Origin of the sequence: Pseudomonas alkylphenolica, assembly GCF_000746525.1 — a bacterium.
GTDB lineage: Bacteria > Pseudomonadota > Gammaproteobacteria > Pseudomonadales > Pseudomonadaceae > Aquipseudomonas > Aquipseudomonas alkylphenolica.
The window spans coordinates 3,145,211-3,170,721 of sequence record NZ_CP009048.1; the positions used below are offsets into that span (position 1 = coordinate 3,145,211).

The following is a 25,511-nucleotide window of genomic DNA, read 5'->3' on the forward strand; positions in this document are numbered from 1 at the left end:
TCAATTGGACCCACAGGAAACCCGAGTTACCCCCATGCAGTGGTGTTACATATTGCTCAACGCCATTGGCCGAGCTTGCTCCAGAGCCCGAGCAAAGTGTTTTCGATCGAACCGCTGGCCGCCAGCCCTACCCGCTCTTGCAGGCTTTTGCGTTCGGCATAGTGCAGGTGGTACAGATTCGCCTCACGTGCGCGGTCGCCCAGGTACTCGTCGCTAGTCTTGAGCTCGTCAATCAACTGCTTGTTCAGTGCGGCGACGCCCAACCACACTTCGCCGGTGGCCACATCGTCGATATGCAGCTGCGGGCGATAGCGCGAGACGAAGTCCTTGAACAGCTGGTGGGTGACGTCCAGATCTTCCTGGAATTTTTCCCGGCCCTTTTCTGTATTTTCGCCAAACACCGTCACGGTGCGTTTGTATTCACCGGCAGTGAACACTTCGAAATCGACGTCATGCTTTTTCAGCAGACGGTTGACGTTAGGCAACTGCGCCACCACGCCGATCGAACCGAGAATGGCAAAAGGCGCACTGACGATCTTGTCGCCAATACAGGCCATCATGTAGCCGCCGCTGGCAGCGACTTTGTCGATACAGACGGTCAGCGGAATGCCCGCCTGACGAATACGTGCCAACTGCGAAGCGGCCAGACCGTAGCTGTGAACCATGCCACCGCCGCTCTCCAGGCGCAGCACCACTTCATCGCGCGGCGTCGCCAGGCTCAGCACGGCGGTGATCTCGTGACGCAGGCTTTCAGTGGCCGAAGCCTTGATGTCGCCGTCAAAATCGAGCACGAACACCCGCGGTTTGTCTTCGGGGGTTTTCTTCTGCTGCTTTTGCGCCTTGGCCTGCTGCTTGCGCAGGGCCTTGAGCTGGGCTTTGTCCAGCAGGCTGCTTTCCAGACGCTCGCGCAAGTCCTTGTAGAACTCGTTGAGCTTGTTGACCTGCAACTGGCCGCCAGCCTTGCGCCGGCCTTTGCCACGCAAACCGGCAATCGCCGAAAGAACAACCAGAATCGCGATCACCAGGGTCGCGGTCTTGGCGAGAAAGCTTGCGTACTCTGCAAGAAACTCCACAGTAACTCCTTAACATGCCGGCGCCCGAACGGCGCGAACCGATAGTCAAGCATACCGACGCGGCCTTGCCCCTGCCAGCGTAGGAAATCTCCAGCAATGCAGTTCAAACGCTCTTTTCAAACGCTTGTATGTTTTTTCGTTGACAGCCCGCCAGCGGCATCCTAACCTCGGCCTCATTCTTAGCGCAGGCGCACGACGTGGGCAGTATCTACCTGATTCGACATGGCCAGGCCTCATTCGGTGCAGACGACTACGACGTCCTCTCGCCGGTGGGCATGCGCCAGAGCGAAGCACTCGGCGAACACCTGGCCCAGCTGGGAGTACGCCTGGATCGTTGCCTGGCTGGCGACTTGCGCCGCCAGCAAGATACCGCGCGCCTGGCGTTGGCAGCCATGCACAACGCCGGCGGCAACGTGCCGCAGCTGGAAACCGATGCCGCTTTCAACGAGTTCGATGCCGACGCCGTAATCCGCAATCTGTTGCCCGGCTTGTTGCCCCAAGAGCCTGAAGCGCTGCATATCCTGCGCAACGGGGCGCAAAACCGCGCCGAGTTCCAGCGCCTGTTCGCGCTGCTTATCCAGCGTTGGCACGGCGGCGAGCACCAAAGTGACTGCCTGGAATCCTGGCAGGGGTTTGTCGAGCGTGTCGACGCAGGCCTGCAGCGGGTGCTGCAACAGGCCGGCAACGGCGACAACATTGCGATTTTCACCTCGGGCGGCACGATCACCGCCCTGCTCCACCTGGTTACCCGTATCACTGCCAGCCAGGCTTTCGAGCTGAACTGGCAGATCATCAACACCTCGCTCAGCCAACTGAAGTTTCGTGGCCGCGAGGTGGCCCTGGCTTCCTTCAACAGCCAAGCGCATGTGCAGCTGCTGAAGGTGCCGGAGCTCATCACCTACCGTTGAGCCCCGGCCCGTGGCAGCCTTCACCGGTTGCCGTAATCACTTAATAAGGAACACACCATGAGCGATGTAGCAAAAGCCGTCGAAGCGATGAAAGCCAAGTTCAACCCAGCCGCTGCTGCCGGTCTTGACCTGGTGTTCGGTTTCAACATCACCGACGAAGACAAGCACTACGCCCTGATCGTCAAGGATGGCACCTGCGAAATCCAGGAAGGCGAAAACGCCGACGCCAACTGCACCCTGGTACTGGACAGCGAAACCCTCAAAGGTATCGTCAGCGGCGACACCGATGGCATGCAAGCATTCATGGGCGGCAAGCTGCGCGTTGAAGGCGACATGATGCTGTCGATGAAGCTGAGCGAGCTGTTCCCGGCCTGAGCCCTGCGCTGATGCCAGACAAAACCGAAGCCTTGAACGGCTTCGGTTTTTTTTCGTCTGCTCTTCGGTGGGAGCGGGCTTGTCCCGCGATGCGATGTGACTGAGAGATCACGATCGCGGGGCAAGCCCGCTCCCACTGGCTGTCACCCATCAGGGGCGTTGATCGACCTGCAACACGCTGGCCTATAAGGCTGTGCCAGACTTGTTCGGGTCTGTCGCGAGAATTAGATTAGCCAATAGTCACTGGCTTCAATCATAAGGGAAAAGCATGACGCTCACCGATCAGTCCACCCAGGTCCGCCCCGGCGAAGAACTCGATGCCGCTGTCATCGACCCTTATCTGAAGGCGCATATTGCCGGCCTCAGCGGCACGCCGCACATCAGCCAGTTCCCCGGCGGCGCGTCCAATCTGACGTACCTGGTGCAATACCCCGAGCGCGAGTTCGTCCTGCGCCGTCCGCCGTTCGGCCACAAGGCCAAGTCGGCCCACGACATGGGGCGCGAGTTCCGCATCCTCAACCAGCTCAACAGCGGCTTCCCCTACTGCCCCAAGGCCTACGTGCATTGCACCGACGAGGCGCTGATCGGCGGCGAGTTTTACGTCATGGACCGGGTCAAGGGCATCATCCTGCGCTCGGACCTGCCACCGGAGCTGGGCCTGGATGCCACACATACCGAGGCGCTGTGCAAGAGCTTCATCGAACGCATGGTCGAACTGCACCAGGTGGACTACAACGCCTGCGGCCTGGGCGACCTGGGCAAGCCGGAAGGTTACGTGCAGCGCCAGATCGAGGGCTGGAGCAGTCGCTACGAGAAGGCCCTGACCCCGGACGCGCCGCGCTGGGAAAAGGTCATCGCCTGGCTGCGTGAGAAGATGCCGGCCGATCATCCCAAGCCTGCCATCGTGCACAACGACTATCGCTTCGACAACGTCATCCTCGATGCCGACAACCCGATGCGCATCATCGGTGTGCTCGACTGGGAAATGACCACCATCGGCGACCCGTTGATGGATCTGGGCAACACCCTGGCCTACTGGATCGAAGCCAGCGACCCGGCACCGGTGCAGCTGATGCGCCGTCAGCCAAGCAACGCCCCGGGCATGCTCACCCGCCAGCAGTTTGTCGACTACTACGCCGAACGCGCCGGAATCAGCATCGACAACTACGACTTTTATTACACCTACGGCCTGTTCCGTCTGGCCGGTATCGTCCAGCAGATCTACTACCGCTTCTTCCACGGCCAGACCCAGGACAAGCGCTTCGCCCAGTTCATTCACATGAACAAACTGCTGGAGCACATGAGCCTGCAGGTCATCGCCAAGTCCAGCCTCTGACGACTACAACAAGGAAAAGACCATGTCCAAGACCCAACTGTTCGACCTCGACGGCAAGATCGCCTTTGTTTCCGGTGCCAGTCGCGGCATCGGCGAGGCGATTGCCCACCTGCTGGCCCAGCAAGGCGCCCATGTGATCGTTTCCAGCCGCAAGCTCGATGGCTGCCAGCAAGTCGCCGACGCCATCGTCGCCGCCGGCGGCCAGGCCACGGCGATTGCCTGCCATATCGGCGAGATGGAACAGATCAACGCCGTGTTTGCAGCTATCCGCGAGCAGTTCGGGCGCCTGGATATCCTGGTCAACAACGCCGCGACCAACCCGCAGTTCTGCAACGTGCTGGACACCGACCTTGGCGCCTTCCAGAAGACCGTCGATGTGAACATCCGCGGCTACTTCTTCATGTCGGTCGAAGCCGGCAAGCTGATGCGCGAAAACGGCGGCGGCAGCATCATCAACGTCGCTTCGATCAACGGCGTATCGCCAGGCGTGTTCCAGGGCATCTACTCGGTGACCAAGGCAGCGGTGATCAACATGACCAAGGTCTTCGCCAAGGAATGCGCACCCTTCGGCATTCGCTGCAACGCCCTGCTGCCTGGCCTGACCGACACCAAATTCGCCTCGGCACTGGTCAAGAACGACGCCATCCTCAACACCGCGCTGCAGCAGATCCCGCTCAAGCGCGTAGCCGACCCGAAAGAGATGGCCGGTGCAGTGCTGTACCTGGCCAGTGACGCCTCGAGCTACACCACCGGTGTGGCATTGAACGTGGACGGCGGCTTCCTCTCCTGATTGCTGGGCGGCATCAAGGGGCAAGCCCGCGCTGCTCTGCCAGCAGCTGCTGGATCACTTGCTCCTGGGTGTCATAGGCGCCCTCGCCGAAATGCACAAAGCGTACCTGGCCCCGGGCATCGACAAAGTAGTGCGCCGGCCAGAACTGATTGCCGAAGGCATTCCAGATGGCATAACGGTTGTCGATGGCCACCGGGTACTCGATGCCCAGCTTGGCGACTTGCCCTCGCACGTTGTCGATGTCGTTTTCGTAGTCGTACTCCGGGGTGTGCACGCCGATCACCACCAGGCCCTGGTCAGCGTAGCGCTTGGCCCAGTTGTTGACGTACGGCAGGCTACGCTGGCAATTGATACAGTCGTAGGTCCAGAAATCCACCAGCACCACCTTACCCTTGAGCGCTTCGCGATCCAGCGCTGGCGAGTTGAGCCACTGCACTGCGCCGCTCAATTCAGGCATGGGTCCGAGGGTGTCCAGCTGCGAAGGACCGGCCAGCAAGCGGCCGCCCAGGCCTACAGCAATCAGGGAAAGGGCCAGCGCAGCGGCGATGCCAACCTTGCGCCGGGTTGGATTCAGGCGGCGCAAGGCGCCGCCCAGCGTTGTGGACAATGACATGCTCGGCTCTCTGCGTGAGGGTGCTTAACCGCCTTCGTGGCAGGCACCGGTGGCGTAGGTCTGGTATTGCAGGCTGTGCGGCTGGCCCTTGGAGTCCAGGTAGTCCATCTTCGCGGTGACCACGCCACAGGCCTCGCCATTGTTGTTTTCGTGGATGGACAGGACTTTCTTCACGTCCAGATGCTGGCCGTAATGATAGTTCTGCACGGGTATGCTGCTGTCGGCAAAGGCACTGAAGGCACCGAAACCGAAAAGGGCGAACAGGCTGATGCGAGCCAGGGTCTTGATAGTCATGTCGAGTCTCCCGGGTGAAAATCTCACCCTCTGCCGGAGAGGAAGGGCCCTCCCCGTTGAGACCTATTTGAGGCGCCCAAGGTATCGCCGATATGTCCGGATCACGCCGGATTGCCTCTTCAGGTATCTGCCGGCACAACAGATACACTGCAATACAAACCCCGGCAGGCAAGCGCCACCGGGCTCTGTACACTTCAGGCCAATGCGCTTGAACAGGAGCCGGGCATGGATCATATCGATCATGTGCTGATCGTCGACGATGATCGCGAAATCAGAGAACTGGTAGGCAACTACCTGAAGAAGAACGGGCTGCGCACCAGCATCGTTGCTGACGGTCGGCAGATGCGCGCCTTTCTGGAATCCAACGTGGTCGACCTGATCGTCCTCGACATCATGATGCCCGGCGACGACGGCCTGTTGCTGTGTCGCGAGCTGCGTGCCGGTAAACACAAGGCTACCCCGGTGCTGATGTTGACCGCGCGCAACGACGAAACCGACCGCATCATCGGCCTGGAGATGGGCGCCGACGACTACCTGACCAAACCCTTCTCGGCGCGCGAACTGCTGGCACGCATCAATGCCGTGCTGCGCCGTACGCGGATGCTGCCGCCGAACCTGACCCTCAGCGAAAGCAGCCGTTTGATCGCGTTTGGCCAATGGCGCCTGGATACCACCGCCCGTCACCTGCTCGACCGCGACGGCACCCTGGTGGCCCTCAGTGGTGCCGAGTACCGTTTGCTACGGGTGTTCCTCGACCACCCACAGCGAGTACTCAGCCGCGAGCAGTTGCTCAACCTCACTCAAGGCCGCGAAGCGGATATCTTCGACCGCTCCATCGATCTGCTGGTCAGCCGCCTGCGCCAACGCCTGCAGGACGATGCCCGCGAGCCGGCCTATATAAAGACCGTGCGCAGTGAGGGCTATGTGTTCTCGCTGCCCGTACACATGGTCGAGCCGCAGTCATGAGTGCAACACTGCGCTGGCCGCGCACCCTGGCCTCGCGCCTGGCACTGATCTTTTTCACCGGGCTGGTGCTGGCCTATGGATTGTCGTTCAGCTTTCAGTTCTACGAGCGCTACATCAGTTCACGCTCGATGATGCTCGGTAACCTGGAGCAGGACGTGTCCACCTCGGTAGCCATCCTCGACCGCCTGCCCGCCGCGGAACGCGAGGCCTGGCTGCCGCGCCTGGAGCGGCGTACCTACCGTTACCGGCTAGATGAAGGCCAGCCGGGGCAGCCGCTGTCATTGGCCGACGCGCCGATGGCGGCCCAGTCCATCGACAAAGCCATCGGCCATCAGTACCCGTTGATTTTCAACAACCTCCCCGGCGCGAATCCGCACTTTCAGGTGCACCTGCGCCTGACCGACGGCAAACCGCTGACAGTGGATGTCACGCCGGCGCCGATACCGTTATCGACCTGGTTGCCGGTGGTGTTGCTGATTCAACTGGCACTGTTGCTGCTGTGCACGTGGCTGGCGGTGAAGACCGCCATCAGCCCGCTGACCCGCCTGGCCCACGCCGTCGACAGCCTCGACCCCAATGCACCGGGCCCGCTGCTGGATGAAAGCGGCCCGCGCGAAGTGCGCTACGCCGCCGTGGCCTTCAACTCATTGCAAGCGCGCATCGCCGCCTACCTCAAGGAGCGCATGCAGCTGCTGGCGGCGATATCCCATGATCTGCAAACCCCCATCACGCGCATGAAGCTGCGGGTCGAAGTGATGGACCCATCGCACGAGAAAGACAAACTCTGGAGCGATCTGGAAGCCATGGAGCACCTGGTGCGCGAGGGCGTAGCCTATGCCCGCAGCATCGACGGCAGCACCGAAGCCAGTTGCCGGGTCAACCTCGACGCCTTTCTCGACAGCCTGGTGCTCGACTACCAGGACAGCGGTCAGCAGGTACTGCTTGAGGCCAGCACCGGCGCGGTGATCGACACCCGCCCGCATGCCTTGCGCCGCGTGCTGGTCAACCTGATCGACAATGCCCTCAAGTTCGCTGGTGCCGCGCAACTGGAAGTGGAGTCAGGTGCAGGCCGGCGTACCTTGATCCGGGTGCTGGACAATGGTCCCGGCATTCCCGTCGATGAACTTGAGGAGGTGCTCAAGCCGTTCTACCGTGTCGAAGGCTCACGCAACCGCACTACCGGCGGCACCGGCCTGGGCCTGGCCATCGCCCATCAACTGACCCAGGCCATCGGCGGCAGTCTGAGCCTGAGCAATCGCGACGGCGGTGGCCTGTGCGCACAGATCGAGTTGCCCGCGCGTGGCGTCTGAAGCTTTCAGTACATAGCGATACATAAGTGGCGGTGGACGACACACTGCAGATAACTGCCCTTGCAACACTCCCGGACAGATAAGGCGCCGCCACCCCGACGGTGCCCTCTGCCTCTGGAGCCCTTGATGAAACTGCCCCCTTTGCCCTCCGGCTGGAAACTGTTCGGCCTGCTGGCCGTGTTGACCCTGGCGATGACCACGCTGATCCTGGCCGCCCAGCCGCTGGCCGCGGACGGCCTGCGCAGTGCTATCCGCGCCACCGCCCGCAGCTCGTTCGCCTTGTTCCTGCTGACCTTCCTGGCCTCGTCCCTGGCCATTCTGCTGCCGGGTGACGCAACGCGTCGGCTGCTGCGCGAGCGGCGCTACCTGGGCCTGGCATTTGCCTTCTCGCACACCGTGCACGGGATGTTGATCTACCGCTATTCGCAGCAGTTTCCAGCGCTTTTCTGGGCTGGGCGCACGGTCACTTCAAGCCTGCCCGGCACCTTCGGTTACCTGTTCATCCTGTTGCTGACCTTGACCTCGTTCAAAGCACCGATGCGCCTGCTCGGGTCGCGGGCCTGGAAGCAACTGCACAGTGTCGGTACCTGGGTCATTGCCCTGGTGTTCTGCCTGTCGTTCTACAAACGCATTCCCATGGGCGCCTGGTATGTGCTGGCTTTCTCGACAATGTTCGCCGCCATTGCCCTCAAACTCACCGCCAAGCTGGCTCTGCGTGTGCGCCGCGCAGCAGTGGCCTTTGCGTCCTGATCGAGGAACTTGTCATGACCGCTATCACTACCCCGTTCGCGCCCCTGGACCGTCTTGGCGCCTGGAGCGCCGACCTCGCCTTGCGAGTGTTTCTGGCCTGGGAATTTTTCGAATCAGGCTGGCAAAAATGGAATGGCGCGAACTGGTTCGAACAACTCCAGTCGGCCTTTCCTTTCCCGTTCAACCAGCTGTCGGCCAGCTTCAACTGGCAGCTGTCGATGTGGGCAGAATTGCTGTGCGCGTTGTTGCTGTTGATCGGCCTGGCGACGCGCTTCTCTGCGCTGGTGCTGTTCATCGTCACCGTGGTGGCCATTGCCGCGGTACATTGGCCGGCGCACTGGTCGGGACTGGCAGAGCTGGCGCAGGGCTACTCGATCAGTGACCATGGCTTTGGCAATTACAAGCTGCCGTTGATCTACCTGGTGGCATTGGTGCCGCTGATGCTCAATGGCGCCGGGAAACTGAGCCTGGATAATCTGCTGCAGCGCTGGCGGCGTTGAGATGATCGCGGGGCAAGCCTGCTCCCACAGTGTTAACCCAACCTTGTGGGAGCGGGCTTGCCCCGCGATGCTCCTGCGCCGGCAACACCGCCGGCTTGTCGGCATCCTTGAGCAGAAACACCACAAACTTCGCCGGTTTGTCCTGGCTGGCATTGCGCCCGACCGTGTGAATATCGGCCGGGCCTTCATGGAAGGTCTGACCAGGCATCAAGGTGACTTCCTTGCCACCCTTCACCCCCATGACCACCGAGCCCTCCAGCACATAGACAAAGCCATGCGCGTCATGACGGTGCACCGGGTCGGCGCCCCCTGGCGGATACGCCACCTCCAGGATCAGTACTTCCTTGCCCGGGTAGTCGGGCAGCGCCTGGGTCATCACCGGGGTTACGGTGGGCGGCGGCGCGCTGGTTGTCGGGGATTGGCCATGAACAGCCGTGACGCCCATCAAAGGTACAAGCACAAGCAATGACTGGATGCGCATAGGGCTCTCCTGGTCTTGTGTGTCAGTGTTGGACAGGTGTGTTTTTCAACCACGTCTGGAAATGCAGACCGCCGATGATCACATCGACGTCGGGCGTCAGCGAGCGATCATCAATCGGTGCGCCGAAATAAGCGGCCTGGGGATCGGCGATCACTTCGCGGGGATCCTGTTGGTGCTGCAGATAACTGCGCACGAACTGGTCCAGCGGCTGACGGTCAGGCCCCGCTACCTCGAAAGTGCGATTGGCCGCAGGCTTGTCGACAAGGTCGGCCAGTACCTGGGCAACGTCGGATGAGGCCACCGGCTGCAGTGCAGCGGTGGTCACGCGCACACAGTTGCCGTCGGCACCGGAGTAGGCAATCGCGCCCATGAACTCGAAAAACTGCGTGGCCCGCAGGATGGTATAGGGCACACCGGCGTGTTTGATCAGCTCCTCCTGAGCCATCTTGGCGCGGAAGTACCCGCTTTCCAGCATGCGCTCGGTGCCCACAACGCAGAGTGCGATGTGATGCTTCACCCCGCGGGCCTTTTCGGCGGCAAACAGATTGCGCCCGCAGGTTTCGAAGAACCGTAACACTGCACTGTCTTCAAACGACGGCGAGTTAGCCACATCCACCACCACATCAGCGCCTTCCAGTGCCAGCTCCAGGCCTTCGCCGGTCAGGGCATTGACGCCGGTTTGCGGCGATGCGGCAAGCACCGCATGCCCCTTCGCACGCAGGTTGTTGCACAACTGGGTACCGATCAGGCCGGTACCGCCGATCACAACGACTTTCATGGCAGAGTCTCCCGCAAAGTGGGCGGCGAGCGTGTCCGACGCCACGGGATGACTGCATTAAGTGGTAAGGGGCCCGCTCGTTGGTAGCGTTGCAACAATCCATGATAGTGCTTCGTGCCCTGGCGAGCGCAGGGGCGGATCAGTGGTGATCTCCTGTGGGAGCGGCGGTGCGACGTCTCGACTTGCCCCGCGATAGCGATATGACTGACAAACCGCTATCGCGGGGCAAGCCCGCTCCTACAGGTCAGAAGCGCTCGTCCAGTATCGCCGGCAAGGTCAGTTCCCTGACAAAACTGGCCGACGACAGGCTCAGGGCCATGCGCACCACCTGGACCACATCGTGTACCGGGATCAACTGCCCCTCACCCTGCTGCTCAGCCACCTCACGCGGGATAGCCAGGGCGTCATCGGTGTTCAGATAACCCAGGTTCAGGCAGGTAACCCCCAGGTGCTGCTGGCGATAGCCCTCGCGCAAGGCATCGGCAATGCCTCGCAGGGCGAACTTGGACGCGCCGAAAGTGACTTCCGGACGCCCGCTGCGGGCAAGTCCAGAGGTTGAGCCGGTGAGAATGATACGCGGGCGGGTGCTTTGCAGCAGGGTCGGCAGCAGGCGCTTGATGACCAGCAGGGTCGCGGTGATGTTGCAGCTGACAATGGCTTCGATCTGCTCCTCGTCATCTTCGAGAAAGTCGTAGTCGGGGCCAAAAGCACGCTGTTCCCAGATCCCCAGGTTGTAGATCAAGGTGTCCAGTCCCTGTTCAGCCACCGCCTGCTCCAGCTGCTGCGCGGCTTGTCGGGGATGGGTCAGGTCGGCCGCAACCCATTGAACCTGCACTCCGGGTTGGGCGTCGAGCCCTTGCGGCTTGCTGCGCGACACGCCGATCAGGGTGTCGCCCACCTCTCCCAAGCCCTCGATCAACGCCTTGCCCAAGCCTTTGCTGGCACCTACCACCATGGTTCTCATCGCCTGTCTCCTGACGTGGCTTGCTGTTTGAGGCGGACATGCCAGCAGAACGATGAGGGCTTGGCAAAGCGTCGACTGTATCCAGATGTGTAGCTGTCAGCCGCTATGCCAGGTAGCGCCGGAACCAATCCAGGGTCCGCTCCCAGGCCAGCTTCGCCGCCGCTTCGTCGTAGCGCGGCGTGGTGTCGTTGTGAAAGCCGTGATTGGCGCCGGGATAAAAATAGGCTTCGAAGGTCTTGCCCGTCGCTTTCAGCGCCCGCTCGTAGGCTGGCCAGCCCTCATTGATGCGGGTGTCCAGCTCGCCGTAATGCAGCAACACCGGCGCCTTGATCTTCGCGACATCCTTGGTGTCCGGCTGACGTCCGTAGAAAGACACCGCCGCCCCCAGCTCCGGATAGGCCACCGCTGCCGCGTTGGCCACACCACCGCCGTAGCAAAAGCCGGTGATGCCGACCTTGCCGGTGGTGTATTCGTTCTTCATCAACCATTCGATGGCGGCGAAGAAGTCATTCATCAGCTTTTGCGGGTCGACCTTTTCCTGCAGTGCACGGCCCTTGTCGTCATCGCCCGGATAGCCGCCAACCGAGGTCAGTCCATCGGGCGCCAAGGCAACAAAACCGGCTTTGGCCAGACGCCGTGCGACATCTTCGATATAGGGGTTCAGGCCGCGATTCTCATGCACCACCACAACCCCCGGCACTTTGCCCTGTACCTTGGCCGGGCGCACCAGATAACCACGGACCTGACCATGGCCCCTGGGTGAAGGATAAGTGACATATTCGGCGATGATGTCCGGATCGTTGGCCGCTACTTGTTGGGCCAGCGCGTAGTTGGGGCTCAAGGAGGCCAACAAGGCACTGGCGGTCATCCCCGCCAGGGTGAACGCCGCTGCGCGGTCGAGAAACTCACGGCGGTTGATCTGGCCGTGGGCGTAGTAGTCATAGAGTTCGAGCAGTTCAGGGGCAAAGTCTTTGGCAGTGAGACGTTCCATGGGCGCATGCTCTGTGAAGTGAGTCAGGGGCACGAAGGTCTGATTCATTAAAGCAGGCTTGCCGGTTCATGGCTGCGGGCGTGATGAGTGCGTATCGTCGTTGTGCAACAGGAAATCGATCATTGCCCTGACCCGCGACGGCACATGCCGGGCATGCGGATAGATAAGCATGAACGGTCGCGAGGCACCGCCGAAGTCGCTGAGCACCTCCACCAACTGCCCGTTGTCCAGTTCCTGTTGCACGGTGAATCGATAGGCCTGCATCAACCCGGCGCCGCTTTTCACCAGGGTGACGGTTGCCAGAAAGTCCTCCAGACAGGTGTAACTACCTGAGGTTTGCAGCTCCATCGGTTTACCGCCAACGCGAAAAGACCAGGTGCTGGGACGACCGCTGCTGGGCAGCTCGAACTGGATGCATTGATGATCGAGCAAGTCCTGCGGCGTCCCTGGCGTCCCCGCGCGGCGCAGGTAGTCGGGTGTCGCCACCACCACCAGCTCGGCATCCTCCAGGCGGCGGGCGATCAGGTTCGAATCGGCAGGTTCGCGCCCGCGGATCGCCAGGTCATAGCCCTCATCGGCAAAGTCGATGTTGCGGTTGCTGACGTGCACATCGATCCGCACCTGCGGATAGCGCTGACGAAACAATGGCAGGCGCGGCAGCAGTCGGTAATGGGCGTAGGGTGTCGGCATGCTGATGCGCAACAAACCGGACGGCACCACCTGCGAACCGCTGACCTCTCGCTCGGCATCGGCCAGTTGCGTCAGGGCCTGACGGCATTGTTCGTAGTATCCGCGCCCACCTTCGGTCAGGCGCATCTGGCGGGTGGTACGTACGAACAGACGCACGCCCAGCCGTTCTTCCAGACGCGCCACCGAGCGGCTCACCGCCGCCGGAGTGATCCCGGCCTGGGTTGCGGCACCGGTGAAACTGCTGGTTTCAGCCGCCAGACAGAACAGCTCGATACTGCCCAGTTGAAAATCATCGAAAAGGCGCGTCATGGTCGCTCGATTAGTTACATGGAGTATCTATTCAAGTTCCATGAGCAGCATTTTTCAAGTGATGCTTGCCAATTACAGTGAGCTCCACCTACCGGGCCTACCGCCCGGCCTTTTGGAGACATCGATCATGCAAGCCAGCAAAACCGTCATCGTCACCGGCGCTTCCAGCGGTCTGGGTTTCGCCATCGCCAAAGCCTACCTTGAGCGCGGCGACAATGTAGTCGGCAACGCCCGTACCCTGGCGCGCTTGCAGGAAGCCGCGGATAAATTGGGCAATCCGGCAAATTTCCTCCTGGTGGAAGGCGACATTTCCCAGCCGCAAACGGCCGAAAGACTGTTCGCCCAGGCCATTGAAGCCTTCGGCAAGGTCGACGTGCTGGTCAACAATGCCGGTATCTTCATCGCCAAGCCGGTGGCCGAGTACACCCCGGCTGACATCGAGGCCATCGTCGACACCAACCTCAAAGGCTTCGTTTATCCCGCCCAGGCGGCTGCACGGCACATGACTCAAAACGGCGCCGGGCAGATCATCGCCATCACCGCCTCCATCGCCCTGCAACCCAATACCAAGGTACCGGCGCTGCTGCCGGTACTGATCAAGGGCGGCTTGAACCAGGCGGTACGCGCCCTGGCGCTGGAACTGGCGTCTGCGCAAGTACAGGTCAATGGCGTGGCACCGGGGATCATCGATACCCCACTGCATGGCGATGACCCGCAGGTGCGCAACGCGCTCAAGGCCCTGGCCCCGACCGGACAGATCGGTACTCCTCAGGACGTTGTCGATGCTGTGCTTTACTTGAGCGACTCGCGTTTCGTCACCGGAACCGTCATGGCGGTGGATGGTGGTTCGGCTACAGGTGTCTGGTAAGCAATCGGAGGAAAACCGTCATGCCCTATGTTCATATTCGGGTCACCCAGGAAGGCGTCAGCGCCGAGCAAAAGCGCGCACTGATCGAAGGAACTACCGAGCTGTTGTTTCAGGTGCTGAACAAGCCACCGGCCTCGACCTTTGTGGTAATCGAGGAAGTGCCGACCGACAACTGGGGGGTCGGCGGTGAGACGGTGACAGCGCTGCGCGAACGTGAAAGACAAACCTCGGGCTGACCAGGACTCGCGCTGCTGACTACCGATCCGCTCATGGCGGATCAGTAGCTCAGCATCATCGACTCGGAATGGCCAGCGGTGAAACAGCACTTGCAGCGCTTGCTCAACCGCGGATGAGGCGGTTCGGACAAGCCGATTGAACGCCCACTTCGGTAAAGGCGTTTGCCGAGCAGATGATCAAGGATCACACTAAAACCAATCAGTTGCCGAACCTGCAGCATCACCTCGAAGTGGCCAGGCAACTACAGAACACGCACCGCAAGCACTGAAGGAGGTGTCTGACATGAGAAAGGTCAGCCCGGCGTGCCCGACCTGCCTGCGGCTCGATTTTGTCCAGGACACATTGTTCGGCCCTGTCGCCCATAGTGCCGAGTGCCAGGTGCAAGTGGCGCCGTTGAACCTCAATGGCCTGCCTGGCCTACGGATGCAAGTCCGGGCGCCAGTACCGGCCAAGCTTGAGCGCTCGCATAGCGTGGCGTTTGTCTGGGAAGGTCGTACTTATCGCGGGATCATTCACTATCACAGACGATGTGAAGACGGCGGATTGCAGTTGCAGCTTGAGTTGCAATAGCGGGCAAGCGCTTCGAGACAGATCGTAGCCACTGCCCAGGCACAGAGCGTGAACAGATCCGTCTCGACCTCGCCTTCAGGAGACCAGCATGCCAGCCCTCTTCAACCTCCAGCGCTTCGTCGACGCCCAGGACCCTTTCCTTGACCGGGTCCTGGCTGAACTCCAGGCCGGGCGGAAAACCAGCCACTGGATATGGTTCATCTTTCCCCAACTGGAGGGCCTGGGTCACAGCGAAATGGCCGAACGCTATGCCCTGCAATCTGCTGACGAAGCCCGTGCGTATCTGCGCCATGAGGTTTTACGTGCCCGCCTGGAACAATGCATCGCCGCAATCTTGCAGCACACGGACAAAAGCGCTGTGCAAATCCTTGGTCACACTGACGATCTGAAGCTGCGCTCCTGCCTCACCTTGTTTGCCAGCGTCGAACCCGATCATCCCTTGTTCAAGGCCGCGCTGGAGCAGTTCTATGACGCGCAACCCGATCCCAGGACCTTGCAGTTGCTGCAAACCTGAGTTCGCTTATTGCTTTCTCTATCAACCTCGACGGCGAACGGATACAGCTGAGCCCGGCCAGTCAGGGTCGGGCAACAGCAACGGTTCAGGCAGTAGTCTGGGACTGGAACGGAATGTGACTGCGTCCCAGGCGTTGCTCTTCACGCACCTGCGCAACCAGGGCCGCCAGTTCGTGACAAGTGGTCAGGCTATGCACACCAATGCCGGTGACCGTCAGGCAATCATCCAGGCTGTCCCCCTGCCCTAACTGGATGGTCAAGTGTTCACCGTCGGTGCAGGACACCACACAACGGTCAGGCAGAAACGCCTGCTCGATAAGCTGGCGTAATTCAAGGTTGGAAACGCCAATCAGTGACATCGTTCGATCCTCGTGTCGGAGGCTCCGACTGCTCAGTTACTACCGAACGGGCCCTCACCGCCAATTGAAAATGCTGATCCGGCGCCAGCACCTTCATGCAGTGCAGCAATCAACCAGAGGCTAACTGCCTTGAGCCTTACCTGGAGCGAAGTTAAACGCCCCAGCGGTTGCAATCCGATGGAATTTTTCCAGCCTTGTAGGACTCACTAACAACATTGAAGGGATGTTCTCGGTCACTGCACTGAAAGGATCTTTAAAGCCTTATGAACAACGCAAAACTTTTCGTCATCGACTATCAACTGCACGGCGATCACAAGTCATTCATCATCCGCGCCGAAACGATGGACAGCGCCGAAGCCTGGCATTGGGCAAGTTGCGACGCCGGGGTTGGCCGTATCGGTCGCTACGGGCGCGAGAAGGTGAAGAAAGTCAGTCAGCCGCTGGCCGAACGTCATGGCATTACCGAAGTTAAATGGCGCCAGTCCAGTTGAATCAGCTCAATGACGCCCACAGGTGCTGGGCCGCATAAGCACGCCATGGGCGCCAGGCCCGGGCGCGATCCGCCAGTTGCACTTCGGGCCCTTCCAGCAGGCGCAAGGCCTTGACCAGAGCGACGTCACCCAACGGCAAGGCATCGCTGGCACCCAGTTGACGCAAGGCCAGGTACTGAGCGCTCCACGGGCCGATCCCGCGCAATTGGCACAGGCGCTGCACCCAGCTGTCCAGGTCGGCGCCCGGGCGCAACAGATTCGGTTCATCGAGTAATGCCCGGGCCAGGGTCGACAATGTCACGGCGCGCGAACGGGGCATGCCGAGAACACTCAGATCCTCATCGACCACGGCTGCAGGTACCGGAAACACATGGCTCAGCCCTGCTGCTTCAGCGACCGGCGACGACAACGGCTGGCCATAGCGAGCCACCATCCGCGCAGCCAGGGTCATCGCCCCGGCCACGCTGATCTGCTGACCCAATACGGTACGCATGGCCTGCTCGAAACCGTCCCAACCCTGGGGCACACGCAATCCTGGCCGAACAGCGATCAGCCTCGCCATCAACGGATCCGTGCCCAGTTGCGCCTCGATCCGCGCAGGTTGCGCATTCAGGTCAAACACCCGCCGCACCCGGGCGATCAAACCGGGTAGCGCCGCTGCAGGCACACCGCTAAGCGTCAGTTTCAAGCGATGCCCGCGCGCCTTGCTGACCTGAATCACCGCGTGGCGACCAGCCACGACGACACTGCGCGCATACACACCGGTTTGCACCGTCTCGATACCGGCAATACAGCGTGCAGACAGAAATCCCAGCAGCGAAGGCCAGTGCAAAGGCGGCTGGTAGTTCAGCCAGAAAGTCAGCAAACAGTCGGGCCGTAAACGGCGCCGGTAACCGTGCATGGCAGGGACATGATTCATTGGTGGATCATCGCCCGATTGCCGCAGGCTTTGCCAGTATCGATTTCAGCAGGCAGAAACGACAACAGCCAGGCAACGCAAGTGCCCGGCCGCTGACAGGTGAAACGGCGTTACTTGCCGTTGGTGAGGGTGTTGTAGCTGGTGATCAGGTTGCGGTAGTCCGGGATGTGGTTGGAGAACAGCGTGCCCAGGCCTTCGATGTCGTTGCGCCAGTCGCGGTGCAGCTCACAGGCCAGGCCGAACCAGGTCATCAGCTGGGCGCCGGCTTGCGACATGCGGTCCCAGGCCGAATCGCGGGTCAGCGCGTTGAAGGTACCCGAAGCGTCGGTGACCACGAATACTTCAAAACCTTCGGCCAGGGCCGACAGTGCCGGGAAGGCCACGCACACCTCTGTCACCACGCCAGCGATGATCAGTTGCTTCTTGCCGGTGGCCTTGACCGCCTTGACGAAATCTTCGTTGTCCCAGGCGTTGATCTGGCCTGGACGGGCGATGTACGGCGCCTCCGGGAACTGCGCCTTGAGCTCGGGTACCAGCGGGCCGTTGGGGCCGGTTTCAAAGCTGGTGGTGAGGATGGTGGGCAGGTTGAAATACTTGGCCAGGTCACCCACAGCCAGCACGTTGTTCTTGAACTTGTCCGGATCGATGTCGCGCACCAGCGACAGCAGACCGGTCTGGTGATCGACCAGCAAAACAGCAGCGTTGTTTTTGTCCAGACGAACGTAGGGCTTGCTCATGGTGTTACTCCTTGCGTGGGTAGACCGGCACCCAGTGGCACCGGACATGAGGGATCAGCGTGCCGAATCCAGTTGTTCGTTTTCTTTGGCGACCTGTTGCGCCTTGAGGTAGCTTTCGATCAGCAGTTGGTAGTGCGGGAACACTGCGCTATAGGCTTCAGCCCACTGTTGTGCGTCCGGGCGGTTCCAGGTGCGCTGGACTTCCGAGCACACCGCAGCGGTGTCCATCGGTACTACACCGGCCTGCATGATGCGCGACAGGGTGATTTCCTGAGCCATCTTCGAATAGGTGCCGCTGGCGTCGATCACCGCAAATACCTGGTAACCGGCACTGACCGCGCTGATGCTCGGGAAGGCCATGCACACACTGGTGATGGTGCCAGCGATGATCAGTTGCTTTTTGCCGGTAGCCTCGACCGCCTTGACGAACTCCGGATTGTCCCAGGCGTTGATTTCACCTTTGCGCGCAACATATTTGGCATGCGGCGCAGCTTCATGGATTTCCGGAATCAGCGGGCCGTTGGGGCCTTGCGGCACAGAGGCCGTGGTAATCACCGGGATCTTGGCCAGGCTGGCGACCTTGGCCAGGGTAATGGCGTTGGCCCGCAGTTCAGTCATGGGCATGTCCTTGACCGTCTGGAACAGACCACTCTGGTGGTCGATCAGCAGCATCGCGGCGTTATCAGGATCGATACGCGGGACCTGGCCATTGAAATTGGCAACGTTGGCAAATGTACTCATGACACATTCTCCTTGGGGGCTGGCTGCAAGTTGTGCTCGCAGCCGGGTCGAAGGCCACCCGTCGGGCGACCTTCGGGTTATTGATACTAGTTGTCGTGACGAGAACCGCCCGACCCATTCATCTGGCCGAAACGACCGGCACGGAAGTCGTCGAAGGCCTCGGCAATCTCCGCCTCGCTGTTCATCACGAACGGGCCGTAACCGACGATCGGCTCGTCCAGTGGCTCGCCGCTGAGCAGCAGCACCGACACTTCGGTCTGCGCTTCCAGCAACAGTTCGTCACCGGCACGGTCGAATAGCACCAGCTGCGCCGGGCCGACGGCCCGCTCGCCATTGACCAGCAGCTTGCCGCGCAACACCACCAATGCCGTGCTGCGCCCTGCCGCGCTGGGCAGGCGCACCGGTGCGCCAGGTTTGAGCTGCAGGTCCCAGACGTCCATCGGCGAAAAGGTCTGCGCCGGGCCCTGGTGGCCACGGAATTCACCGGCGATCACCCGCAGGCTGCCGCTACCGGCGCCCAGGGGCACGACAGGAATGTCGCTGCTGAGCAGGGTCTGGTAACCGGCTGCTGCCGATTTGTCCTTGGCCGGCAGGTTGACCCACAGCTGGACCATCTCCAGGGTGCCGCCCTTGGCGGCGAACGCCGGCGAGTGGAACTCTTCATGGAGGATGCCGTTGGCCGCGGTCATCCACTGCACATCGCCCGGGCCGATCAGGCCACCGGCACCGGTAGAGTCGCGGTGCTCCAGTTCGCCCTGGTAGACGATGGTCACGGTTTCAAAGCCGCGATGCGGGTGCTGGCCGACACCACGACGCGCCGTGGTCGGGGTGAAGTCGTGGGGGCCGGCATAGTCCAACAACAAGAACGGACTGATGTGCTGAGCCAGGTTGTCGTAGGTGAACAGGCTGCGTACCGGGAAGCCATCGCCGACCCAGTGCGGGTTGGGGCTGCTGTAGACGCCTTGGATCTTTTTCATGAGATGTCTCCTCTCGTGGATGGCTATAACCATACGAGCGCAACGACATCGGCGGTAGATCAGTTAAACTGTCTTCAGCGTTCCATATGGAGAACACTGGTGGAAGACCTCAACGACCTTTACTACTTTGCCCAGGTCGTCGATCACGGTGGCTTTGCCCCTGCTGGTCGTGCCCTGGACATGCCCAAGTCAAAACTCAGCCGGCGTATCGCCGGGCTGGAAGAACGTCTCGGCGTGCGCCTGATCCAGCGCTCGACCCGACACTTTTCGGTCACCGAAATCGGCCAGGCCTATTACCGCCACTGTGTGGCGATGCTGGTGGAAGCCGAAGGCGCCGCCGAGTTGATCGAGCGCAACCGTGCCGAACCCCAGGGCATCGTGCGCCTGAGCTGCCCGACTGCCCTGCTGGATTTCTGGGTGGGCGCCATGCTGACCCGCTTCATGGTCCAGTGCCCGTTGGTGCAACTGCACATTGAAAGCACCAACCGCCAGGTCGACCTGATTCAGGAAGGCATCGACATCGCCTTGCGGGTGCGCGTGCCGCCGCTGGAAAGCAGTGACCTGGTGATGAAAACCCTGGCCCACAGCACCCAGTGCCTGGTGGCCTCACCCGAGCTGCGCGAGCGCCTGCCGACACGTCCGGTACCAGCCGACCTTGCCAGCCTGCCGAGTTTGCACTGGGGCAAACCGCAGCGGGACTATCACTGGGAGCTGGTCGGTCCTGATGGCGCTCGCGCCAGCCTGCGCCATCAACCGCGACTGGTTACCGACGATCTGCTGATGTTGCGCGAGGCAGCAGTGGCTGGCGTTGGTGTGGTTCATGTGCCGTTGGTGGTGGTGCGTGATGAACTCGATAGCGGCCAACTGGTCAGGGTCACTCCTGAGTGGGCACCGGAGTGCGGCGTGCTGCACGCGGTATTCGCCTCGCGCCGGGGGTTGCTGCCAGGCGTGCGCAGCTTGCTGGATTTTCTGGCGAAAGAATTTGAGGTCAGTGATATCACCTGATATCGCGGGGCGAGCCCCCCCACCGGGTGCTCGCTCACACCTTGAAATGCGTAGTTTTTGAGTCCACCATGGACAATCCAGCTACGACGTCGCGACCTCAAATCGTCTTCAGTGCACAGCCACTCAACTATCTGAATCAATCAGTCAGCTAACTAATGAAGAACATCGAAAACTACAAGGTTGTGGCTGACAGTATTGCAACGTTGCTGTTCCCCCATGCGGAAGTCATCGTTCATGAAGTGCAGAGCCAGACGGTCGTGCACATAGCGAACAATTTCTCCAAGCGTAAACTCGGCGATGACTCGGCACTGGACCAGGAGCTGGGCGATTTTCGCAGCACGCCAAGCATCGGCCCCTATGAAAAAATCAATTGGAACGGGCAGAAAATCCGCTCCATCACCAGTGTGCTCTATGACCAGCAGGGCAACGCTGAGTATCTGCTCTGTATCAACCTGAATTTCTCTGTTCTGGAACAGGCACACCTGGCGCTGGAAGCATTCTTCCAGGTTCACCGCCTGATTCCGCAGCCCGACACGCTGTTCAAGGATGATTGGCAGGAACGTATCAATACCTTCCTGCATGCCTGGCTTCAACAACACAACCTGTCGCTGCGCACCCTGAAGATCAAGGACAAGCGCAACCTGGTGGAAGCGCTCTTTGCCGAAGGTGCGTTTGACGGGCGCAGCGGCGCCGATTACGTCGCCAATGTACTCAACATGGGGCGTGCGACCGTTTACAAGTATCTGAAAGCGCTACGGGGCTAGCGCACACCGCAGCAGCCGAAGGAGTTACTCACTTCTACAACATTGGTAGACAAAATTTTTTCCACACAAGAATTTTAGTCTACCCCCTGCCCCGGCAGTCCCAGCCTCCACTCAGCCAGCGATTTAGAGCCTTTTCTCTGTTTTTACGTGCCTCTGACTCCCAGCAAGTTGGCGGTTTACGGCTCAGTACGTTCTCTTGCCACAAGGAGATATTAAGTCTACGGTAGACACCAATTCCACAAATGTGATGCTACACCCATGCCTATTCAGACCCGCTTCACGGACTTGCCGCCGCTCGGGCCGAGTAACACGGTCCGCCTGCACACCCATGAATTCAGCGGGGCTGGATGTCGGCGTAGCGCCTACATCCAGGCAGGCCTGCACGCCGATGAACATCCCGGCTTGCTGGTCATCCAGCATCTCCAGGAGATGCTGGTGGAACTTCACCAGCAGGGCAGGATTCTCGGCCGCATCGTGCTGTGTCCATTTGCCAACCCGGTCGGCATGACCCAGAACGTGCTGGGGTTCTGGACAGGGCGTTTCAACCTGGCAAACGGTGAAAACTTCAACCGCAACTTCCCGGACCTGGTGCCCTTGCTGGAAGCACAGTCCAGCGCCCCTGAAACTGCGGCGAAGACACCTGCACAACGGCTCAAACACGCTCTGGCAGCACTGACACCGTCCGATACGGTGAGCGCCGTTCGCCAGTCGTTGCTGGGCGAAGCACTGCAGCACGACCTGGTCCTGGACCTGCATTGCGACACAGCCGGTGTACTTCACCTCTACGCCAATCAGGCCCAGCGCAATCAAGCCCTGAAGCTGGCCGAGTGCATGGACATCAAGGTCGTGTTTCTTGAGGCGTCAGCAGGTGGCCAGCCGTTCGATGAATCGTGCAATCGCCCGTGGGACTGGCTCATTGAGAAAGGCCTGTGCAGCGCTGAGGAGCGGCCGTTTGCAGCAAGCATCGAGTTGCGAGGGCAAGCGGATGTGAATGATCAACTCGCCCGCGAAGATGCCCTGGGCATTCTCGATTTCCTCGCCAGCGAGGGATTGCTTCGCCTCGACGCCCCGGTACGCGCGCGGTGCGTGCCACAGGTGTATCCGCTAGAGGGAGCAAGTCACTTGCCGTCTCCAGGGCATGGACTGCTGGTCTGGAAGAAGCGGCCCGGCGAGTCGATTTCCAAAGGGGAATTGATCGCTGAGCTGGTGCCGGTGGATGCAGCAATCGGCACACCTCGAGTGCCCATCTTCAGTGATGTGGATGGGGTGGTCGTGGTTCAGCCGCTGTTCAAGCTGGTTCGCGCGGGACAACGCGTGGGACTGCTCGCTGGCGTTGAACCGCTACCCAATCGCCGATCCGGCCAGCTTCTCAATCACTTCTGATTCACCAAGGAGATTCGATATGTCCGTTGATGCCAACAGTCTGCCGTCGTTGTATGAAGCAATCGCCCAAGCGCATAAGGCCCTGCGTCCCGAAGTAGCGGTTACGCCTCTGACCTACAGCGCACGGCTTTGCGCCCTGACAGGGTGCGAGGTCTACCTCAAGTGCGAACACCTGCAACATACCGGCTCGTTCAAGTTCCGCGGTGCCAGCAACAAGATCCGCCTGCTACCGCAAGTGCAGCGTCAGCTGGGGGTAATCACGGCTTCCTCTGGCAACCACGGCCAAGGCCTCGCGCTTGCCGGCAAGGTGCTGGGGGTTCCCGTAACCGTCTACACCACAACTTCAGCCTCTGCTTACAAGCTGGATGCCATGCGCGCCCTCGGCGCAGAAGTAATCAGCCTGGACCTTGATCCGCTGAGTGTGGAACTGGAAGCCGCACGCCAGGCGTCTGTGCAAGGCAAACCCTTCGTTTCCCCCTACAACGACGCAGACATCATTGCCGGCCAGGGCACCATAGGGATCGAACTGTTCGAACAGGCCCCAGACCTTGATGCGGTTTTCGTGGCGGTAGGTGGCGGCGGCATGATCTCCGGCATTGGTGCAGCGCTGCGAACCCTGAACCCCAAGATCGACATCATCGGTTGCTGGCCAGCGAACGCGCCGACCCTGCAACGCTCTCTCGAAGCCGGCGAAATCATCGAGATCGAAGAAAAAGACACTATCTCCGATGGCACGGCCGGTGGCATCGAGCCAGGCAGCATCACCTTTGCGCTTTGCCAAGCCTTGTTGACCCGCACGGTGCTGGTCAGCGAGCAAGAGATCAAATCGGCGATGCGCGATGTCGCAGCCTGCGAACGCTGGATCATCGAGGGCGCCGCCGGTGTCGCGGTGGCCGGCATGAAGAAACTGGCGCAGGAATACCGCGGCAAGCGTGTGGCGGTGGTCATTTGCGGTCGCAACATCCTCCTCGAAAAATTCCTCGGAGCCATTCAATGAAAGTCTTCGGCAAGCAGCAGATCGTTTCACAGCTCGACCTGGAACTGGCGGTAAAGCGCCTGGAAGAAGGCTTTATCGCTTTCTCCAACGGCAAGGTGCAGGTACCGCCTGTACAGGCATTTTCGTTTGCTGAAGCAAACGGCGACTGCTGCGTCAAATCTGCCTATGTCCAGGGCAGCGATACTTTCACCGTGAAAATCTCCACGGGCTTCTATGACAATCCAGCCAAAGGTCTGGAAAGTAACGACGGCTTGATGATGGTGTTGTCTGCCACCACTGGGCAGCCACTGGCACTGCTGCAGGATGAGGGTTGGCTGACTTGTATCCGCACGGCACTGACCGGGCGGATCGCCGCCCGCCTGCTGGCGCCTCGCCATGTGAAGGCAATTGGCATCCTGGGTGCCGGCATGCAGGCCCGTATGCAGCTTGAGCATCTGCAGGCTGTCACGGACTGCCGCGAAGTCGTTGTGTGGGGTCGTGACGATGCCGAACTTCAAGCATACCAATCCTTTGCCAGTGCTCTGGGCTATGAAGTCCAGAAGACCCGTAACCCGGAAGATCTTGCCCGGGCCGCCAACCTGATTGTCTGCGCTACTCCATCGCGTGAGCCGCTAATCAAGAGCGAGTGGGTCCAGCCTGGCACCCACATTACGGCCGTAGGCGCTGACGCACCGGGCAAGCAAGAACTGGACGCAGCGTTGGTCGCACGTGCCGACCGTATCGTCGTCGACTCCCTCTATCAGTGCAGTCAGTACGGCGAGATCTCGCATGCTCTGAAAGCAGGTTTGATCCGCGACAGCCAGCTGGCCGAGCTTGGCGCCTTGCTGGCCGGCCGCGCGCAGGGCCGTGACAACGACGAGCAGATCACGCTGGTCGACCTGACCGGTGTGGCTGTACAGGATGCACAGATCTCCAGCTGTGCTCTGGCATCAATGCAAGGCTAATCACCTGATTCTCCCCTGCTCTCGCGCCGCCACTGCGAGTGTGCGAGATGTGCATCACCCGGAGCGAAATCATGAAAATAAAAAAGCTTTCCGTTCTGCTATCCAGCACTGCATTTGCGCTTCTGCTGTCTTCACAAGTAAACGCCGTCGACAGCCTTCGAATAGGCATCGAAGCGGCTTATCCGCCCTTCGCCTCAAAAACCGATAGCGGTGACATCACCGGATTTGATTACGACATCGGCAACGCGCTGTGCGCGCAAATGCAGGTCAAATGCCAGTGGATCGAGCAGGAATTCGATGGACTGATCCCCTCGCTGAGGGTGAGGAAAGTCGACGCCATCATTTCTTCGCTGACCATCAGTGAGGAACGGAAAAAGTCCGTCGATTTCACCAATCGTTACTATCAGGCAGCTGGCCGCCTGGTGATGCGCGAAGGTGCCGACCTGGGTAGCAATTTCTCGGGCTTGGCTGGCAAACGAGTTGGTGTACAGCGCGCGGGAATTCACGACCGGTTTGCCACGCAAGTCCTCGCGCCCGCAGGCGCTGAGGTGGTCCGTTACACATCACTCAACGAAGCCTACCTGGACCTGATTGCCGGCCGTCTCGAAGCAGTTCAGGGTGACGACGTCGCCGTTCAGTTCGGATTTCTCGACACCCCCGGCGCTTCGGGCTATGCCTTTGCAGGCCACCCCTTAAGAGACCCTAAATACTTCGGTGACGGCGTCGGCATTGCAGTCCGCAAGGGCGACAAAACCTTGGTCGAGCGTTTCAACAAGGCTCTGCTAGCCATCCGCGAAAACGGCGAATACAAACGTATTCAGGATCACTACTTCAAATTTGACATCTACGGCGAATAAATCCGTCCGATATATGACATC

The 25,511-nt window shown here is 60.5% G+C and carries 32 protein-coding genes; 19 read left to right on the forward strand and 13 right to left on the reverse strand.

Annotated features, from left to right (window positions below):
• Positions 1 to 56: 56 nt before the first annotated feature.
• Positions 57 to 1,073: a protease SohB gene (gene sohB, locus PSAKL28_RS14235; RefSeq protein ID WP_038611527.1), complete on the reverse strand. Its 1,017-nt coding sequence runs from the start codon at positions 1,071 to 1,073 to the stop codon at positions 57 to 59.
• 197 nt (positions 1,074 to 1,270) lie between these two features.
• Between sohB and PSAKL28_RS14240 the strand changes: the two genes are divergently transcribed.
• From PSAKL28_RS14240 to PSAKL28_RS14255, 4 genes are all read left to right on the forward strand, one after another.
• Positions 1,271 to 1,981, forward strand: coding sequence for a histidine phosphatase family protein (locus PSAKL28_RS14240; RefSeq protein WP_038611530.1), 711 nt, complete (start codon positions 1,271 to 1,273; stop codon positions 1,979 to 1,981).
• Between the two features lie 57 nt (positions 1,982 to 2,038).
• Positions 2,039 to 2,356: an SCP2 sterol-binding domain-containing protein gene (locus PSAKL28_RS14245; protein WP_028941938.1), complete on the forward strand. Its 318-nt coding sequence runs from the start codon at positions 2,039 to 2,041 to the stop codon at positions 2,354 to 2,356.
• A 268-nt stretch (positions 2,357 to 2,624) separates the two neighbouring features.
• Positions 2,625 to 3,692, forward strand: coding sequence for a phosphotransferase family protein (locus tag PSAKL28_RS14250; protein ID WP_038611532.1), 1,068 nt, complete (start codon positions 2,625 to 2,627; stop codon positions 3,690 to 3,692).
• Between the two features lie 22 nt (positions 3,693 to 3,714).
• Complete coding sequence (locus PSAKL28_RS14255) at positions 3,715 to 4,482, forward strand: SDR family oxidoreductase (RefSeq protein ID WP_038611535.1); 768 nt, start codon at positions 3,715 to 3,717, stop codon at positions 4,480 to 4,482.
• A 13-nt stretch (positions 4,483 to 4,495) separates the two neighbouring features.
• Here PSAKL28_RS14255 and PSAKL28_RS14260 read toward each other — a convergent pair whose 3' ends face one another.
• Entirely contained in the window at positions 4,496 to 5,095 is a 600-nt protein-coding gene (locus tag PSAKL28_RS14260; RefSeq protein WP_084589116.1) for a thioredoxin family protein, read from the reverse strand.
• Positions 5,096 to 5,119: 24 nt separating this feature from the next.
• On the reverse strand, positions 5,120 to 5,389 hold the full coding sequence (locus PSAKL28_RS14265; protein WP_038611538.1) for a DUF2790 domain-containing protein: 270 nt from the start codon (positions 5,387 to 5,389) through the stop codon (positions 5,120 to 5,122).
• A gap of 225 nt (positions 5,390 to 5,614) precedes the next feature.
• Here PSAKL28_RS14265 and PSAKL28_RS14270 point away from each other — a divergent pair, with 225 nt between their 5' ends.
• From PSAKL28_RS14270 to PSAKL28_RS14285, 4 genes are all read left to right on the forward strand, one after another.
• Entirely contained in the window at positions 5,615 to 6,355 is a 741-nt protein-coding gene (locus PSAKL28_RS14270; RefSeq protein ID WP_038611541.1) for a response regulator, read from the forward strand.
• An 8-nt stretch (positions 6,356 to 6,363) separates the two neighbouring features.
• A complete protein-coding gene (locus PSAKL28_RS14275) occupies positions 6,364 to 7,665 on the forward strand; it encodes an ATP-binding protein (RefSeq protein WP_038616656.1) in 1,302 nt (433 codons plus the stop codon).
• 126 nt (positions 7,666 to 7,791) lie between these two features.
• Positions 7,792 to 8,415, forward strand: coding sequence for a ferric reductase-like transmembrane domain-containing protein (locus PSAKL28_RS14280; RefSeq protein ID WP_038611543.1), 624 nt, complete (start codon positions 7,792 to 7,794; stop codon positions 8,413 to 8,415).
• Positions 8,416 to 8,429: 14 nt separating this feature from the next.
• Complete coding sequence (locus PSAKL28_RS14285) at positions 8,430 to 8,915, forward strand: HvfX family Cu-binding RiPP maturation protein (protein WP_038611546.1); 486 nt, start codon at positions 8,430 to 8,432, stop codon at positions 8,913 to 8,915.
• Here the strand turns inward: PSAKL28_RS14285 and PSAKL28_RS26970 are convergent.
• From PSAKL28_RS26970 to PSAKL28_RS14310, 5 genes are all read right to left on the reverse strand, one after another.
• Positions 8,860 to 9,396 carry a cupin domain-containing protein gene (locus tag PSAKL28_RS26970; RefSeq protein ID WP_084589117.1) on the reverse strand — a complete coding sequence of 179 codons (537 nt, stop codon included), beginning with the start codon at positions 9,394 to 9,396 and terminating at the stop codon, positions 8,860 to 8,862. The genes PSAKL28_RS14285 and PSAKL28_RS26970 overlap by 56 nt on opposite strands.
• A 22-nt stretch (positions 9,397 to 9,418) precedes the next feature.
• Positions 9,419 to 10,174 (reverse strand): SDR family oxidoreductase, encoded by a 756-nt coding sequence (locus PSAKL28_RS14295; RefSeq protein WP_038611552.1) that lies wholly within the window; start codon positions 10,172 to 10,174, stop codon positions 9,419 to 9,421.
• A 244-nt stretch (positions 10,175 to 10,418) separates the two neighbouring features.
• Complete coding sequence (locus tag PSAKL28_RS14300; protein ID WP_038611555.1) at positions 10,419 to 11,138, reverse strand: SDR family oxidoreductase; 720 nt, start codon at positions 11,136 to 11,138, stop codon at positions 10,419 to 10,421.
• 103 nt (positions 11,139 to 11,241) lie between these two features.
• Positions 11,242 to 12,129 carry a YghX family hydrolase gene (gene yghX, locus PSAKL28_RS14305; RefSeq protein ID WP_038616658.1) on the reverse strand — a complete coding sequence of 296 codons (888 nt, stop codon included), beginning with the start codon at positions 12,127 to 12,129 and terminating at the stop codon, positions 11,242 to 11,244.
• 66 nt (positions 12,130 to 12,195) lie between these two features.
• Complete coding sequence (locus PSAKL28_RS14310; protein ID WP_038611558.1) at positions 12,196 to 13,128, reverse strand: LysR family transcriptional regulator; 933 nt, start codon at positions 13,126 to 13,128, stop codon at positions 12,196 to 12,198.
• 127 nt (positions 13,129 to 13,255) lie between these two features.
• Between PSAKL28_RS14310 and PSAKL28_RS14315 the strand changes: the two genes are divergently transcribed.
• From PSAKL28_RS14315 to PSAKL28_RS14330, 4 genes are all read left to right on the forward strand, one after another.
• On the forward strand, positions 13,256 to 13,996 hold the full coding sequence (locus tag PSAKL28_RS14315) for an SDR family NAD(P)-dependent oxidoreductase (RefSeq protein ID WP_038616661.1): 741 nt from the start codon (positions 13,256 to 13,258) through the stop codon (positions 13,994 to 13,996).
• A gap of 20 nt (positions 13,997 to 14,016) precedes the next feature.
• Positions 14,017 to 14,232: a tautomerase family protein gene (locus PSAKL28_RS14320; protein WP_038611561.1), complete on the forward strand. Its 216-nt coding sequence runs from the start codon at positions 14,017 to 14,019 to the stop codon at positions 14,230 to 14,232.
• Between the two features lie 283 nt (positions 14,233 to 14,515).
• On the forward strand, positions 14,516 to 14,803 hold the full coding sequence (locus tag PSAKL28_RS14325; RefSeq protein WP_038611564.1) for a hypothetical protein: 288 nt from the start codon (positions 14,516 to 14,518) through the stop codon (positions 14,801 to 14,803).
• A gap of 88 nt (positions 14,804 to 14,891) precedes the next feature.
• The gene (locus PSAKL28_RS14330; protein WP_038611566.1) at positions 14,892 to 15,317 is read left to right on the forward strand and encodes a DUF1810 domain-containing protein; all 426 of its coding nucleotides are present in this window, start codon (positions 14,892 to 14,894) and stop codon (positions 15,315 to 15,317) included.
• A gap of 85 nt (positions 15,318 to 15,402) precedes the next feature.
• Here the strand turns inward: PSAKL28_RS14330 and PSAKL28_RS14335 are convergent, their stop codons facing one another.
• The gene (locus PSAKL28_RS14335) at positions 15,403 to 15,675 is read right to left on the reverse strand and encodes a DUF1652 domain-containing protein (protein WP_038611569.1); all 273 of its coding nucleotides are present in this window, start codon (positions 15,673 to 15,675) and stop codon (positions 15,403 to 15,405) included.
• Positions 15,676 to 15,938: 263 nt separating this feature from the next.
• Here PSAKL28_RS14335 and PSAKL28_RS14340 point away from each other — a divergent pair, with 263 nt between their 5' ends.
• Positions 15,939 to 16,166 carry a DUF6555 family protein gene (locus PSAKL28_RS14340; protein WP_038611571.1) on the forward strand — a complete coding sequence of 76 codons (228 nt, stop codon included), beginning with the start codon at positions 15,939 to 15,941 and terminating at the stop codon, positions 16,164 to 16,166.
• A 1-nt stretch (position 16,167) separates the two neighbouring features.
• Here PSAKL28_RS14340 and PSAKL28_RS14345 read toward each other — a convergent pair whose 3' ends face one another.
• From PSAKL28_RS14345 to PSAKL28_RS14360, 4 genes are all read right to left on the reverse strand, one after another.
• Positions 16,168 to 17,085, reverse strand: coding sequence for a DNA-3-methyladenine glycosylase family protein (locus PSAKL28_RS14345; protein WP_084589118.1), 918 nt, complete (start codon positions 17,083 to 17,085; stop codon positions 16,168 to 16,170).
• Between the two features lie 110 nt (positions 17,086 to 17,195).
• Positions 17,196 to 17,822: an isochorismate family cysteine hydrolase YcaC gene (ycaC, locus tag PSAKL28_RS14350; protein ID WP_038611574.1), complete on the reverse strand. Its 627-nt coding sequence runs from the start codon at positions 17,820 to 17,822 to the stop codon at positions 17,196 to 17,198.
• Between the two features lie 54 nt (positions 17,823 to 17,876).
• Positions 17,877 to 18,563, reverse strand: coding sequence for a hydrolase (locus PSAKL28_RS14355; RefSeq protein WP_038611578.1), 687 nt, complete (start codon positions 18,561 to 18,563; stop codon positions 17,877 to 17,879).
• An 86-nt stretch (positions 18,564 to 18,649) separates the two neighbouring features.
• Entirely contained in the window at positions 18,650 to 19,540 is an 891-nt protein-coding gene (locus PSAKL28_RS14360; RefSeq protein ID WP_038611581.1) for a pirin family protein, read from the reverse strand.
• A 96-nt stretch (positions 19,541 to 19,636) separates the two neighbouring features.
• On the opposite strand from PSAKL28_RS14360, the gene PSAKL28_RS14365 reads away from it, so the two are divergent.
• The 6 genes from PSAKL28_RS14365 (at position 19,637) to aotJ (ending at position 25,490) form a co-directional block, all read left to right on the forward strand.
• Complete coding sequence (locus PSAKL28_RS14365; protein ID WP_038616666.1) at positions 19,637 to 20,545, forward strand: LysR family transcriptional regulator; 909 nt, start codon at positions 19,637 to 19,639, stop codon at positions 20,543 to 20,545.
• A gap of 155 nt (positions 20,546 to 20,700) precedes the next feature.
• The gene (locus tag PSAKL28_RS14370; protein WP_038611584.1) at positions 20,701 to 21,309 is read left to right on the forward strand and encodes a helix-turn-helix transcriptional regulator; all 609 of its coding nucleotides are present in this window, start codon (positions 20,701 to 20,703) and stop codon (positions 21,307 to 21,309) included.
• A gap of 258 nt (positions 21,310 to 21,567) precedes the next feature.
• Entirely contained in the window at positions 21,568 to 22,692 is a 1,125-nt protein-coding gene (locus tag PSAKL28_RS14375) for a succinylglutamate desuccinylase/aspartoacylase family protein (RefSeq protein ID WP_038611587.1), read from the forward strand.
• A 19-nt stretch (positions 22,693 to 22,711) separates the two neighbouring features.
• Positions 22,712 to 23,689, forward strand: coding sequence for a threonine/serine dehydratase (locus tag PSAKL28_RS14380; protein ID WP_038611590.1), 978 nt, complete (start codon positions 22,712 to 22,714; stop codon positions 23,687 to 23,689).
• Entirely contained in the window at positions 23,686 to 24,633 is a 948-nt protein-coding gene (locus PSAKL28_RS14385) for an ornithine cyclodeaminase family protein (RefSeq protein ID WP_038611592.1), read from the forward strand. The genes PSAKL28_RS14380 and PSAKL28_RS14385 overlap by 4 nt, the downstream gene beginning before the upstream one ends.
• 77 nt (positions 24,634 to 24,710) lie before the next feature.
• Complete coding sequence (aotJ, locus tag PSAKL28_RS14390) at positions 24,711 to 25,490, forward strand: L-arginine-binding protein AotJ (RefSeq protein ID WP_038616669.1); 780 nt, start codon at positions 24,711 to 24,713, stop codon at positions 25,488 to 25,490.
• The last annotated feature ends 21 nt before the right edge of the window (positions 25,491 to 25,511 follow it).